The 12,501-nt window shown below is 62.5% G+C and carries 15 protein-coding genes; 11 read left to right on the top strand and 4 right to left on the bottom strand.

The genetic code is table 11. The annotated features are described in order from the left end of the window. The first annotated feature begins 139 nt into the window (after nucleotides 1–139). Complete coding sequence (locus NKH97_RS22605; RefSeq protein WP_023810998.1) at nucleotides 140–343, top strand: NepR family anti-sigma factor; 204 nt, start codon at nucleotides 140–142, stop codon at nucleotides 341–343. Between the two features lie 3 nt (nucleotides 344–346). Further along, the gene (locus NKH97_RS22600) at nucleotides 347–898 is read left to right on the top strand and encodes an RNA polymerase sigma factor (protein WP_013529285.1); all 552 of its coding nucleotides are present in this window, start codon (nucleotides 347–349) and stop codon (nucleotides 896–898) included. 13 nt (nucleotides 899–911) lie between these two features. Here the strand turns inward: NKH97_RS22600 and NKH97_RS22595 are convergent, their stop codons facing one another. Continuing rightward, a complete protein-coding gene (locus tag NKH97_RS22595) occupies nucleotides 912–1,223 on the bottom strand; it encodes a response regulator (protein ID WP_050592687.1) in 312 nt (103 codons plus the stop codon). A 205-nt stretch (nucleotides 1,224–1,428) separates the two neighbouring features. Between NKH97_RS22595 and NKH97_RS22590 the strand changes: the two genes are divergently transcribed. The 3 genes from NKH97_RS22590 to NKH97_RS22580 all read left to right on the top strand — a co-directional run bounded on the left by NKH97_RS22590 (nucleotide 1,429) and on the right by NKH97_RS22580 (nucleotide 3,115). After that, on the top strand, nucleotides 1,429–2,190 hold the full coding sequence (locus NKH97_RS22590; RefSeq protein ID WP_256747408.1) for a Crp/Fnr family transcriptional regulator: 762 nt from the start codon (nucleotides 1,429–1,431) through the stop codon (nucleotides 2,188–2,190). Nucleotides 2,191–2,318: 128 nt separating this feature from the next. Then, nucleotides 2,319–2,645: an ElaB/YgaM/YqjD family protein gene (locus NKH97_RS22585; protein ID WP_023811001.1), complete on the top strand. Its 327-nt coding sequence runs from the start codon at nucleotides 2,319–2,321 to the stop codon at nucleotides 2,643–2,645. Nucleotides 2,646–2,656: 11 nt separating this feature from the next. Further along, nucleotides 2,657–3,115: a hypothetical protein gene (locus tag NKH97_RS22580; RefSeq protein WP_352442049.1), complete on the top strand. Its 459-nt coding sequence runs from the start codon at nucleotides 2,657–2,659 to the stop codon at nucleotides 3,113–3,115. A 13-nt stretch (nucleotides 3,116–3,128) separates the two neighbouring features. Here the strand turns inward: NKH97_RS22580 and NKH97_RS22575 are convergent, their stop codons facing one another. Then, nucleotides 3,129–4,661, bottom strand: coding sequence for a sensor histidine kinase (locus NKH97_RS22575; protein WP_352798836.1), 1,533 nt, complete (start codon nucleotides 4,659–4,661; stop codon nucleotides 3,129–3,131). 149 nt (nucleotides 4,662–4,810) lie between these two features. Here NKH97_RS22575 and NKH97_RS22570 point away from each other — a divergent pair, with 149 nt between their 5' ends. After that, nucleotides 4,811–5,011 (top strand): hypothetical protein, encoded by a 201-nt coding sequence (locus tag NKH97_RS22570; RefSeq protein WP_127295178.1) that lies wholly within the window; start codon nucleotides 4,811–4,813, stop codon nucleotides 5,009–5,011. A gap of 29 nt (nucleotides 5,012–5,040) precedes the next feature. On the opposite strand, the gene NKH97_RS22565 is transcribed toward NKH97_RS22570, so the two are convergent. Beyond that, nucleotides 5,041–5,961, bottom strand: a complete 921-nt coding sequence (locus tag NKH97_RS22565) for a diacylglycerol/lipid kinase family protein (RefSeq protein ID WP_352798835.1) — start codon at nucleotides 5,959–5,961, stop codon at nucleotides 5,041–5,043. Nucleotides 5,962–6,214: 253 nt separating this feature from the next. On the opposite strand from NKH97_RS22565, the gene NKH97_RS22560 reads away from it, so the two are divergent. Next, complete coding sequence (locus NKH97_RS22560; protein ID WP_352798834.1) at nucleotides 6,215–7,552, top strand: PRC-barrel domain-containing protein; 1,338 nt, start codon at nucleotides 6,215–6,217, stop codon at nucleotides 7,550–7,552. 48 nt (nucleotides 7,553–7,600) lie between these two features. Here the strand turns inward: NKH97_RS22560 and NKH97_RS22555 are convergent, their stop codons facing one another. Continuing rightward, on the bottom strand, nucleotides 7,601–9,169 hold the full coding sequence (locus NKH97_RS22555) for an alkaline phosphatase family protein (protein WP_352798833.1): 1,569 nt from the start codon (nucleotides 9,167–9,169) through the stop codon (nucleotides 7,601–7,603). A gap of 227 nt (nucleotides 9,170–9,396) precedes the next feature. Between NKH97_RS22555 and NKH97_RS22550 the strand changes: the two genes are divergently transcribed. The 4 genes from NKH97_RS22550 to NKH97_RS22535 all read left to right on the top strand — a co-directional run bounded on the left by NKH97_RS22550 (nucleotide 9,397) and on the right by NKH97_RS22535 (nucleotide 12,459). Continuing rightward, nucleotides 9,397–10,329, top strand: coding sequence for a VOC family protein (locus tag NKH97_RS22550; protein ID WP_352798832.1), 933 nt, complete (start codon nucleotides 9,397–9,399; stop codon nucleotides 10,327–10,329). 4 nt (nucleotides 10,330–10,333) lie between these two features. Next, nucleotides 10,334–10,954: an alpha/beta hydrolase gene (locus tag NKH97_RS22545; RefSeq protein WP_352798831.1), complete on the top strand. Its 621-nt coding sequence runs from the start codon at nucleotides 10,334–10,336 to the stop codon at nucleotides 10,952–10,954. 2 nt (nucleotides 10,955–10,956) lie between these two features. Continuing rightward, nucleotides 10,957–11,256, top strand: a complete 300-nt coding sequence (locus tag NKH97_RS22540) for a GNAT family N-acetyltransferase (protein WP_023811010.1) — start codon at nucleotides 10,957–10,959, stop codon at nucleotides 11,254–11,256. A 144-nt stretch (nucleotides 11,257–11,400) separates the two neighbouring features. Then, a complete protein-coding gene (locus NKH97_RS22535; protein ID WP_352798830.1) occupies nucleotides 11,401–12,459 on the top strand; it encodes a dipeptidase in 1,059 nt (352 codons plus the stop codon). The last annotated feature ends 42 nt before the right edge of the window (nucleotides 12,460–12,501 follow it).

Below are 12,501 nucleotides of genomic sequence, written 5' to 3'. Positions count from 1 at the left end.
TTTTGAAAAAGTTCCGCCTCGACGGAACAAAAGCCGGGGAGTGGCGTTTGTGGTCGGGATGGGCAACCAGACGAGGGCGCCGCTTGCGTTGTGTTGAGTATGATAAGAGCGGCTTGAGCGCTGGGAATACAAGGGCAAAATGAAGGATATGACGAAAGATATTCTGGCTGGCGCCGAGAGCAGGCGCCGGAACGGTTCTGGTGATGCTCTTGGACCGAACTCCGAAATCGGACGCAAACTCAAACAATATTACGACGCGCTGGTCTCCGACGATGTGCCGGATCGCTTTTCCCAGTTGCTTAGCCAGCTGGAACAGGCTGAACCCGCACAGAAGAAGGACTGAGGCATGGCCGCGGTCTCCCAAGGCTTCAAGACCGATCTGCTTGGGGCAATCCCAAGTCTGCGCGCGTTCGCCGTGTCGCTGACTCAAAATGCCGATAAAGCCGACGACCTCGTCCAGGAAACGCTCGTCAAGGCTTGGGACAAGCATGAGAGCTTCCAGCCCGGCACCAACCTCAAGGCCTGGCTTTTCACCATCCTGCGCAACGAGTTCTATTCGCAGATGCGCAAGCGCGGGCGCGAAGTGCAGGACAGCGACGGTATCATGACGGCCAGGCTTGCCGTTCATCCGGCTCAGCACGGCCAGCTTGACCTGAAGGATTTTCGTGGGGCGCTGGAACAATTGCCGGAGGACCAACGCGAAGCCATCATCCTCATCGGCGCGTCTGGTTTCTCCTACGAGGAGGCCGCCGAGATCTGCGGTTGCGCGGTGGGGACGATCAAGAGCCGCGTCAGCCGAGCCCGTACGCGCTTGCAGGAGATCCTGAAAATATCAGGCGAGGACGAGTATGGTCCGGACGCAATTTCGGCCCAGGTAACGAGCTCGCCGGCAAGCTGACCGCGATCGTGTCTCAAGCGCGTCCGCAGGCCGCGGCGACCGCTTGCACGAGGTCTTCACCCGAATAAGGTTTGCCAATCAGCCTGACGCCCGGAAACGATGCCTTGATCTCCTCTGCATCCGAATAGCCCGACGCAAACACGAAAGGTATGCCTGCCGCGCGCAGGCCGGAGGCGAAATCGATCGTCGAGACACCGCCCAGCATCAAGTCGACAATGGCTGCATCGAATCGCGTGGCGACCTCGCGGCCATCGACCTCGGTCAGGTCACGGGCGATCACCACCTCATCGGCGCCATGGTCGCGGCAAAGCTGCTCGACATCCATGGCGATCAGAAATTCGTCCTCCAGGACCAGAATCCGCAATCCGTCAAGCAATGTGGGCACAGGCAAAGACTCCTTGAAACGCCGGAGTCATGATCGCTAATTCGCTTGCTGTCATTTAAAAAAGACATGTGGCAAGCGGGCGGAATCTCAATCCTTGCAACGGGAAACGCGCTCCTCCAAGAGCGGGCTTTCGAAGGGGGTCGAAATGTCAGTCCAGAACAATAGCGCTTTCTCCAGCCGCCAATATCCTTGCGAGAACTGCCCATTGCGGCCGTTGCCGATTTTCCGCGATTTCGAAAAACAGGAACTGGCCTTCATCAGCAAATTCAAGAAGGGCGAACTCGCAGTCGAAAAGGGTGGCACGGTGCTGGTGGAGGGAAGCCATAGCGCCCATCTCTACACCGTGCTCTCCGGCTGGGCGTTTCGCTACAAGTTGTTGCGGGACGGCCGCCGCCAAATCCTCAACTATCTCATGCCCGGCGATCTGATCGGCCTGCAAGGCAGTGTGATGGGCGAGATGCAGCATTCCGTGGAGGCACTGTCGCCGATGCTGCTGTGTGTTTTCGAGCGCGAATATCTGCATGAGCTGTACCGCAATCATCCCGGGCTGGCCTATGACATCACCTGGATCGCATCGCGTGAAGAGCGGATGCTGGACGAGAACCTGCTCAGCCTCGGGCGCCGCAGTGCGATCGAGCGCGCTGCCTATCTCATCGCCTTCATCGGCAGCCGCGCCAAGGTCGTCGGACTGAATGGCAACCAATCTGTCCAGATACCGATCACGCAACAGCACATTGCCGATACGCTCGGCCTGTCGCTGGTTCACACTAACAAGACGATCCGCAAGCTGATGGATCGCAAGCTGATCGTCTGGCGCGACGGCGGCTGCGTGGTCTCCGACAATGAAGGCCTCAAGCGGCTCGCCGGCTGGGAAGGGCTGGGTGAAGCGCGCCGGCCATTAATCTGAGGAAGCGTCTCTTGCCGGAGCCGACGGACCGGGTGCGCGCCGATGCGTTTTCGGCTACTTTGTCCCCAATGCCGGAACCTTGCGGCGGGCAGCGCGTTTGAAACCAAGCAATCACAAGGAGTTAAGCCATGGCCACTGCCGCAGGAAAGACCGCAAACGACGCCCGTGCAAATGCGGACCTGGAAGCCGACATCAGGCAGTTGAAGGCCGACATCGACAAGCTCACCAAACAACTGGCCAAGACCGGCGAGCATGGTTATGGCACCGCGCGCCGCGCAGCCACGGAAGGGGTCGAGCAGTTGCGTGCGCAGGGCGAAGCAGCCTTTGATAGCCTGCGCAGCAATGCCAAGGACATCGAAGCGCAGATGATGGCAAGTGTACGCGAAAAGCCGGTGACGTCACTGGCGATCGCCGCCGGCGTCGGCTTCCTTTTCGCGCTCATCGCGCGTCGCTAGTCGCGCTTCGGATGGGAATGCTGGCAACCCTGATCTCGGGTCTCGCCTCGGGGGAGACCGTGGCCGCCATATACCGGGCGCGCACGGCGGCAATCGTCTATGTGATCGCCATGGCCGCCGCACTTTGCGGTCTCGGCTTTCTTGTCGGGGCCGCCTATATCTGGACGGCGATGCGCTATGGGCCGCTTGCCGCGGCACTGGGGTTCGGCGTCGGTTTTCTGGTGCTTGCCGGGGTTGTCCTGCTGGTCTACCGGATATCGGCAGGCTCGCGCGCCCGGCGCCGGGCGCGGCGCCGCAATGCCGACATGAAGGCGATCGGCATCACCGCCGCACTCGCCGTGCTGCCGAGCCTGCTTAAGGGAAAAGGCGGTCTCGGCGTCATTCTGGGGCCGGCCGTGGCACTCGCGGCCTACGCCATCTACCGCGAGAACGTGAAATCCGACGATCCGGATGAGAGCGAGCGGAAGTAGAGCTGTTGGGAGGTCACTTCGACAGCTCTTCGAGGGGCGTCGATATTTCGGCAAACACGCCTTCCGGCCGGAATTCATGGGTCACTTCGCTGGAAATGACCTTGGCCAGGCTGCGGCGAATGAGGATCGAGCCGAAGCCGTGCCGATCCGGCGGAGCGACTTGCGGGCCGCCGCTTTCGCGCCAGGTCAGCACAAGACGCCGGGCATCCCTCCTGCCTTGCATCCTCCAGCCGAGGTCGACCCTGCCTGACGGCACCGACAGCGAGCCATATTTCAGCGCGTTGCTGGCGAGTTCATGCAGGATCAGGCCAAGCCCGATGGCCTGGTCGGGCGACAGCAGCAGGTCGTCGCCGGAGATCGTCATGCGCGGCTGCTCGGCCGTTTCGAAAGGTTTGACCTCGATTTGGACGAGTTCACTGATGCCGATGCCACGCCACTCGCGGTCCGACAACAGATTGTGGGCGATGCCCAAGGCCTGAAGCCTGGCGCCGAAGGCCTCGAGGAACTGGCTTGGCTGGCGGGCGTGGCGCACGGTCTGGGTTGCCAGCGCCTGGACGGTCGCCAAAGTGTTCTTGACGCGATGGTTGAGCTCACGCAGCAGCAGCCGTTGCCGTTCGTCGCCGAGCTTGAGCTCGGAGATGTCGTAGTTGACGCCGAAGATCAATGTCGGCTTGCCGTCGCCGTCACGCTCGATCACACGGCCGCGCGTGGCGAGCCAGCGCGGCGGATGAAAGCCCTTCACCCGGTATTCGCCGAAATAGTCGTCGCTGCCGGTCAGGGCGTCGCGAAAGCGGGTTTCGGTCTGGTAGACGTCACGCGGATCGATGGCGGCGAGGATGTCACGTGCGCGCAGCCGGTTGGAGCGCGGCAGGCTGAACAGCTCCGACATCAATGTGTCGCATTCGATGATATCGGTGCGGATGTCCCATGCCCAACTGGCGAGCGACGCCGCATCGAGTGCGATGGCGCGTCGTTTTTCCTCGCGCACCAGTGCGGCCTCGGCGATCGCGCCGCTGCGGGTTGCATCCTTGAGGGTGAACAGGCTGGCGGCGAGGCTGGCGAGCGCCTTCAACTGGTCGAGCTCGGCGCGGGATGGAAAACCATGCGGCTCGCGGTCGAGCACGCACAGAGTACCGATGCGGGCACCTGCCACGATCATCGGCGCGCCGGCATAGAAGCGGACATGATGTTTTCCGGTGACCAGCCGGTTGGTCTTGAAACGGGGGTCCGTCGTTGCATCCACGACCACCATGGGCTCGTCGCCGGCGGAAATCGCATGGGCGCAAAACGAGACGTGGGTCGCCGTTTCGGTCTCGTCCAGGCCGAAGCAGGATTTGAACCACTGCCGTTCGAGGTCGACGAGTGTGACCAGGGCCATCGGCGCCTGCATCACCGCCGCGGCAAGGCTGCTGACCCGGTCGAAATCGGGGTCGGGCGCCGTATCCAGCATCTCCAACCCGTGCAGCACAGCGAGCCGGTCAACATCCTTGACTGCGCGCGCAACTTCGGCCGGCAGATCGGGTGTTGTTTGCGTCTTGCCAGTCACCCTAATTGCCTCGTCCCGGTCTTCGCCGCCCCATGCTTGCGCTGGTGCAAGGCCAGGGCGCATTTCCGGAACCATCCTAGCGAGGAACCGTTACCCGACCATGATTTGCCGAGCGCGCCAGTTGGTGCAGTATGAGACAGGGATCGAGCATGGCCAAGATCATTCCAGAAAACAAGGCGCGGCAGGGGCGATGGGGCTGGCATGGATTTCGAATCCTGATCGCCGCATTGCTTTTGGTGTTTGCCGCGTGGGGCGTTGCCGAGATCTATGGTGTGTTGATCAAGGCGCCAACCAGTGATGAACAGCATGTCCCCACACCTAGCACCACCGAGCAGGCTCCTGCTGGTTAAAGCCGATTTGTTCGTTGCAACGTATCGTATCATGCGGCTCTCGATTGGGCCGCGCTCGTCGGCACCAGTACATTCAGCGCGCCAGGCTGGATTTCGATTACCGTTTCACGGTCAAGCCTGACCAGTTCGCCGTCCATGACGGCGCGAAACTTGCGGCTGCTCGAATGGATTTTCAGCACCGTTCTGTTCGTCTGGTGGATTTCGACATGTTCGTTGTCGCGCCATTTGCCGCGCGCCACGTTGAAGAAGAACTTGACCAGTTCGGCGCGCTGCTTCGCCACCGTGACATAGACACCAAGCACGCCGCCCGCCGGATTGTCGGCGTAGGGCAAATGGCCTTCGCCGAACAAATTGTTGGTGACGCCGATGCCGGTGATGCGGGCCGCCATTTCGGCTTCGCCGATGCTGAGCGTCACATTCATCGCAGGTGGATTGTTGATCGTCGCCCAAGCCGCCTTGGCCGAGGCGCGGATCTTTCCCAACCGCGAACCGAACTCCATCTTCTGGCGCAGTTGCACCATCTTCGCATGCATGCCGATCGAGAACTGGTGCACGAAAGGTTGGCCATTGGCCGTCGCCACGTCCACTGCGATGATTTCGCCGTCGGCGAAGGATTTCAGCGCGCCGTCGAGCGACTGCGGAATGCCCAGCCCGCGTGCGAACAGGTTCATGGTGCCGGCCGGCAATATGGCTAGCGCCTTCTTCGTGCCCATCAGCCGGGCAGCCGCGGCGGAAATGGTCCCGTCGCCGCCACCCGCCAGCACGATGTCGACCGAGCGACGCGACGCCGCGCTGTCGAGCGTTTCCACCACGTCCTTGCCGGCGACAATCTCGATGCTGAGCGAGTGACCGGCCGTCTCCAGCGTCTGATGCATCCGGTTGGAGAATGCGGCGAGGTCGGTGGTGCGCAAAGTGCCGCCATCCCGGTTCAGCACCGCTGCGAATTTCATGCCCCGCTCCACCATGTCAGCCAAAAGTGGCCGGGACACACCCAGCCGATGGCTGAAACGCGGCGGCCACGGAAAGGTTCCCTAGCTACGCGTGGGCGGCCCGGCGGCCCGATATTTCTGTGGTTTCGATTCCCGGACGGCAGCGGTTTTGTCGGAACAACAGACTGGTCACAACGTTGTGAACCTGTAGATGCCGCGTCCGATTTTCCAACGAAGACGCGGCGCATGAGATCAGGCACGAGGAGAGACTATCATGATCCGCAATCTTTTAGCCACCACTGCACTCGCAACGCTGATCGCCACCGGCGCTTATGCGCAGAGTGCGACGACCCCAGCGCCCGCGCAGAGCCCCGCCGTTCAGGAGACAGGCGCCGCAGCGGTCCGCGCAGAGGGCAGCATAGTCACCAACATCATAGGAGAGTCCGTCTATAACGGCACCGGCGATGATGCCGAGAACATAGGTGAGGTCAGCGACGTCGTCTTCGACAAGGATGGGCAGGCGAAATCCGTTGTCATCGACGTTGGCGGTTTTCTGGGCGTCGGTGCCAAAAGCGTCGCCTTCGAGTACGGTAAGCTGCAGTGGGCCGAAAAGAATGGTGACCGCTGGCTGGTAGCCCAGACGACCAAGGACGAGTTGACCGCTCAGGCGGAATTCGACAGCCAGCCCTACAGTCCGGCCCCTGCACCTGCGGCATCGACTGACGCGGCCGCACCGACGGCACCCGCTACGACGGATACGGCACAAAAGCCGGCCGACATGAACGCCGCACCGGCGGAACCGGTGAAGCGCGCGGACGGTAACCTTGCCACCAACATCATCGGTGAAGACGTCTATAACGGCACCGGCGACGACGCGCAGAATATCGGCGACGTCAATGACATCGTGCTGACTAGGGAAGGCAAGGCCGAGTCCCTTGTCATCGGCGTTGGTGGTTTCCTTGGTCTCGGCGCCAAGAACGTCACCTATGACTTCTCCAAGGCGCAGTGGGCCGAGAAGGATGGCGACCGCTGGCTGGTCGCCCAGACCACCAAGGAAGAGCTGCAGGCGCAGCCGGATTTCGACCGCAAGGCCTATGATCCGGCGCCGGCAACGACGGCTTCCAATGAGCCTGCGGCCACCGCTCCGGCAGCTGTGCCCTCTGACACCACGGCTCCTGCTGTCGCTCCGGCAGACAAGACCGCCGAAGCTCCGGCAGCGACCACCCCTGACGCCTCGGCTCCCGACCAGACACAGACTGCCGCCATCGACAAGTCGACGTTGACCGAGATGCCGGTCGGCGAGATTCGTGCCGATGACTTGAAGGGCACGACTGTCTACGGCGCCAACGACGCCAGGGTCGGCGAGATCGGCGATGTCGTGCTTGCGCCCGACAAGAAGGCCGACGCGGTGATCGTCGACGTCGGCGGCTTCCTTGGCATTGGCGAGAAGGAAGTCGCGGTCGGCATGGATAATCTCAAATTCATGACCGACAAGGACGGCAACAAATACCTGTACACGACCTTCACCAAGGAACAGCTCGAGGCTCAAACCGCCTATGACAAGGGCAGCTATGCCGAACAGCGCGATCAGCAGCGCATGATCGTAAGGTAATTCTGTTCAGCCAAATGAAGCCCGCGCTGGCAACAGCGCGGGCTTCATTTATGTGTGGCCAGGTGGCAGGCCAGCGGCATGGCCGACTAGGCCGTTCTCGGTCAATTCGGCCAGTGCCAACGACTGGTCGAGATGTTCGGCCCGCCAGGCGAGCAGCCGTTCGGCGAATTCCAGGCGCACGGTGAGATGACTGGGGTCGGCCGCGAGATTGTCCAGCTCGCCCGGATCGTTTTCCAGATCGAATAGCAGCGGCGGCAGGTTGCCGCCGAAATGCACATACTTGAAATGTTCCGTGCGGATAACGGCGAGGTTGCATTGACGTGCGGCGATGCCGAAATGGTTTTCGGCCTCGCCCGCGGCAATCGAGCGGAAGTCAAACTCCCAATGCGCGGCATCGCGCCACGCCGCAGGGGTTTCTCCGCTCAGGAACGGCTTCAGCGAGGCGCCGTCGAGATGCGGCGCGGGCTTTTCGCCGAGCAGGTCGAGAAGGGTCGGCAAAATGTCGACCGCTTCGGTGAAGCTGTCGACACGGCCGCCGGCAGCCTTGCCGTGGCGCGGATCGCGGACAATCAGCGGAATGTGGTAGCTGCCGTCGAAATAGCCGCCCTTGCCCAGCATGAAATGGTCGCCCATCATCTCGGCATGGTCCGAGGTCAGAAGGATGATGGTGTCATCCCACGCGCCTGCGGCCTTAACCGCTTGCCAGACGCGACCGAGCTGCGCGTCGACCTCGGAAATCATGCCGTAATAGATCGCGCGGATGCGGCGAAAATCGTCTTCGCTCCAGTCGAGCACCTTGCCTCTGGCGTCTGGGCGGAATTTTATCTGTTTCTGCCGGCCGAGATCATAGGCAAGGTAGGGATGGTTTCCCGCCTCTTCTTGCCAGCTTGCCGCGCGCCGGAAGGCCGCGCCGTCAGCCGGATCGTACATTGTATTGTAGGGCTCCGGGGCAATGAAGGGCGGGTGCGGGCTGATGAAGGAAAGATGCGCGAACCACGGCGCGGCGTGCTCCTGTTCGCCAAGCCAACGCGTGAATTCGCCGGTCAGGAAGGCCGCCGGGGTTTGTTGCCCGCGGTAGACGGGCGGCGCGTCGCTGATGGTGGTCCCGGCGCCGTCGGCCAGCGGACGGTGGATGTCGGGGGAGCCGGCGCTGGCGTCGACACCTTGCAGCTCCAGCCAGGATAGCCATTGCTTCTGGTGCTCCGGCAGCAACTGGCGCACCGTAAAGCCGGGCAGCACGCCTTCATAGCTTTGCAGCCGCGGATCGCCCGGGGCCAGCAGGCGCGGATCGAGCGAGACGTCGGTGTAGCCGAACAGCGTCGGATCATAGCCCAAGGCCCGAGCCGAGAGCGCGATGTTGCCGTGGCGCGCGTCGAGCGGCGTGCCGTTGCGGCAGACGCGGTTGTTCATCTGGTAGAGACCGGTGTAGAGGCAGGCGCGGGCGGGCGAGCAGGGCGCCGCGCCGCCATAGTGCCGCTTGAACAGCACACCCTCCCCGGCCAGTGCGTCGGCGTTCGGCGTCTGCACAACCGGATGACCGGCTGCGGACAGACAATCGCCACGCCACTGATCGCATGTGATCAGGAGAATGTTGGGCCGCCTGGCTTTTCCAGTCACTCACGATACCTTTGTCCCGGAATGTCGAATGCCGTTCATGGAAACGAATTCTGGCCACGGCGCAAGCCCGACTCTGCGAGCCAATTGGTGAACGAACTCTGTTCCATCGTTCACTTTTGCGACACAGTCCATTCTGTGTTTGCCGCCTTTGCGTAAACTGCTCGGGTCCTCATATTGGCATGGACAGCGGCGAGGGCCGCACAAGTACCAAGGGAAGGAGCAAGACAATGCTCGACCAGATCAAGGGCCTGCATCACGTCACGTCGATGGCCAGGGATGCCCGCCAGAACAACGATTTCTTCACCAGGAAACTCGGCCAGCGCCGGGTTAAGAAGACTGTCAATTTCGACGCGCCCGACGTCTATCATCTCTATTATGGCAATGAGACCGGCACGCCGGGTTCGGTGATGACCTATTTCCCTTTCCCCGACATCGGCAAGGGCCGGCATGGCGTCGGCGAAGTCGGAACCACCGTCTACTCGGTGCCGGAAGGCACGCTTGCCTATTGGGAAAAACGTTTTGCCGATGAGGGCGTCACCGGCCTCTCGCGCGAAGAGACCTTCGGCGAGAAGCGCCTGGCTTTTGCCGGACCGGATGGTGACGGCTTCGCGCTGGTCGAGGGCAAGGGCGACGGCAGAGCGCCCTGGGCGAAAGGCGGTGTTCCGGTCGACCAGGCGATCCGCGGTTTCCATTCGGTATCGCTCAGGCTGAAGGATGGCGGCGCCACTGAGGAGCTGCTGAAGTTCATGGGCTATGAGGAAGTCGACAAGTCCGGCAATCTCAGGCGGCTGGCGGTGAAGAACGGCAATGGCGCCGATGTTATCGACATCGAATCGCTGCCGAGCACGGCCTTCGCCGATGTCGGTGCCGGCTCCGTCCATCACGTCGCCTTCGCGGTCGAGAACCGCGCCAGGCAGCTCGAGGTGCGCAAGGCGTTGATGGACACGGGCTATGGGGTGACGCCGGTGATCGATCGCGACTACTTCTGGGCGATCTATTTCCGCACACCGGGTGGCGTGCTGTTCGAAGTCGCCACCAACGAGCCGGGTTTCGATCGCGACGAGGATACCGCTCATCTGGGCGAAGCGCTGAAGCTGCCGTCGCAGCATCAGCACCTGCGGCCGTATCTTGAACAGCATCTGCAGAGCCTGGAAGGCTGAGGTCATGAGCAAGGACGCTTACATCCACAAGCTGCTGCCCGGTTCGCCGGGCGGTCCATTGCTGTTCGTCTTCCATGGCACTGGGGCCGATGAGAACCAGCTTCTGTCGCTGGGGCGCGATCTCGCGCCCCAGGCAACCATCATCTCGCCGCGCGGTGATGTGTTGGAACAGGGTGCCGCGCGCTTCTTTCGCCGCACCGGCGAGGGCGTCTACGATATGGACGATCTGGCGCGGGCGACGGATAAGATGGCGGGCTTCGTCAAGGCCCATGTCGAAGCAGCGAAGCCGTCATCCGTGCTGGGTCTCGGCTATTCCAACGGCGCCAATGTCCTGGCCTCCGTGGTGTTCGCGATTCCAGCGCTGTTCGACGCGTCGGTGCTGATGCATCCGCTGATCCCGTTCGAGCCGCAGGTCAAGGGCAGCCTCGCCGGCCGCCATATCCTGATGACCGCCGGCAAGCGCGACCCGATCTGTCCGCCGAACCTGACCACGCGGCTCGAGGCCTATTTGCGTGCCGACGGCGCCGATGTCACAGTGGAATGGCACGATGGCGGGCACGAGGTGCGGCCAAACGAGATCGAGGCGGCACGGCGGTTCTTTGCCGATGCTGCCCAAGGAGCATAGCGATGCCTGAACAACTGCCTGAGATCGAACTTGAGGATCGCGGTTCCAAGGGCCGCTATGTCCTGCGTGGACCCGATGGCGCCGAGGCCGAGATGACCTTCACCAAGATCGGTGAGCACCAGATCATCATCGACCACACCGAAGTGCCGGACGTCTTTCGCGGCCAGGGTGCCGGGCTTCGGCTCGTCACCCGCGCCGTCGAGGATGCGCGTGCGGCAGGCAAGAAGATCATCCCGCTCTGCCCGTTCGCCAACGCCCAGTTCCGCCGCCATCAGGAATGGGCCGACGTGCTGAAGCGGTAGGGATTTCGTTGCTTGGAAACGGCGCGGCAAGCGGCTGCCATCCTGCCGGGGCGGCTTTGGCATTTGCGCGGGTGGCGCATCCTGCCTAAGTAGATAGGATATATCCTAGCCGCCGCGCCGACAAACGAACCGAATGATCCCCCAATGACCGAAACCGATCTCGTTCCCGTCTTCGACGGCCACAACGATACGTTGCTCAGACTCTATCAGTCGAAAGACACGGACGTCGAAAAACTGTTCATCGAGGGGAAATCGGGCGGCCATATCGACCTGCCACGCGCGAAAGCCGGCGGCTTCGCCGGGGGCATGTTCGCCATCTTTCCGCCGCCTGTCGAGAAATCCAGGCGCGGCGCCGTGCCCCTGGCGCCGAGCGTCGCCGAACCGCTGCCGCCCGAGGTTCCGCGCAATGAGGCGCTGACCTCGACGATCGCCATGGCCTCGATCCTGTTCAGGCTGGAACGGACCGGAGCGCTCACCGTCTGCCGCAGCGCCGGCGATGTGCGCAATGCCATGGCGCAAGGTTCGATCGCCGCGGTGTTCCACATCGAAGGGGTCGAGGCGATCGATCCCGAGCTCACCATGCTCGACGTGCTGCATGAAGCCGGCCTGCGCTCGCTCGGCATCGTCTGGAGCCGTCCGAACGCCTTCGGCCACGGCGTGCCGTTCCGCTTCCCGTCCTCGCCCGACACCGGACCCGGCCTGACCGATGCCGGCAAGGCGCTGGTCAAGGCATGCAACCAGTTGAAGATCATGATCGACCTGTCGCATCTCAACGAGAAGGGCTTTCGCGATGTCGCGGCGCTCAGCGATGCGCCGCTGGTCGCGACCCATTCCAACGTGCACGCGATCTGCGGCCATTCGCGCAACTTGACCGACTGGCAGCTCGGCGCGATCCGCGAAACCGGCGGCATGGTCGGGCTGAACTTCGCAACAGGCTTCCTGCGCGAGGACGGTCGCATGAATGCCGACACCAGCCTCGATATCATGGTGCGGCATATCGATTCGCTGCTGCAGGCGCTGGGTGAGGATGGCGTTGGTCTTGGCTCCGATTTCGACGGCGCCATGATCCCGGCCGTCATCGGGGATGTCGCCGGCCTGCCGAAGCTGATCGATGCATTGGCGGCACGCGGTTTCGGCCGCGCACTGATCGAAAAAATCGCCTATCGCAACTGGCTCAATATGCTCGAGAAAACGATAGGTTAGAGACAAGCCTGCGGCATGGCGTGTGCGGCCCGCCGGCATATG

The organism is Mesorhizobium sp. M0870 (assembly GCF_040319775.1).
In the GTDB taxonomy this organism is placed as follows: Bacteria; Pseudomonadota; Alphaproteobacteria; order Rhizobiales; family Rhizobiaceae; genus Mesorhizobium.
This window is presented reverse-complemented; position numbering and strand designations above follow the sequence as displayed.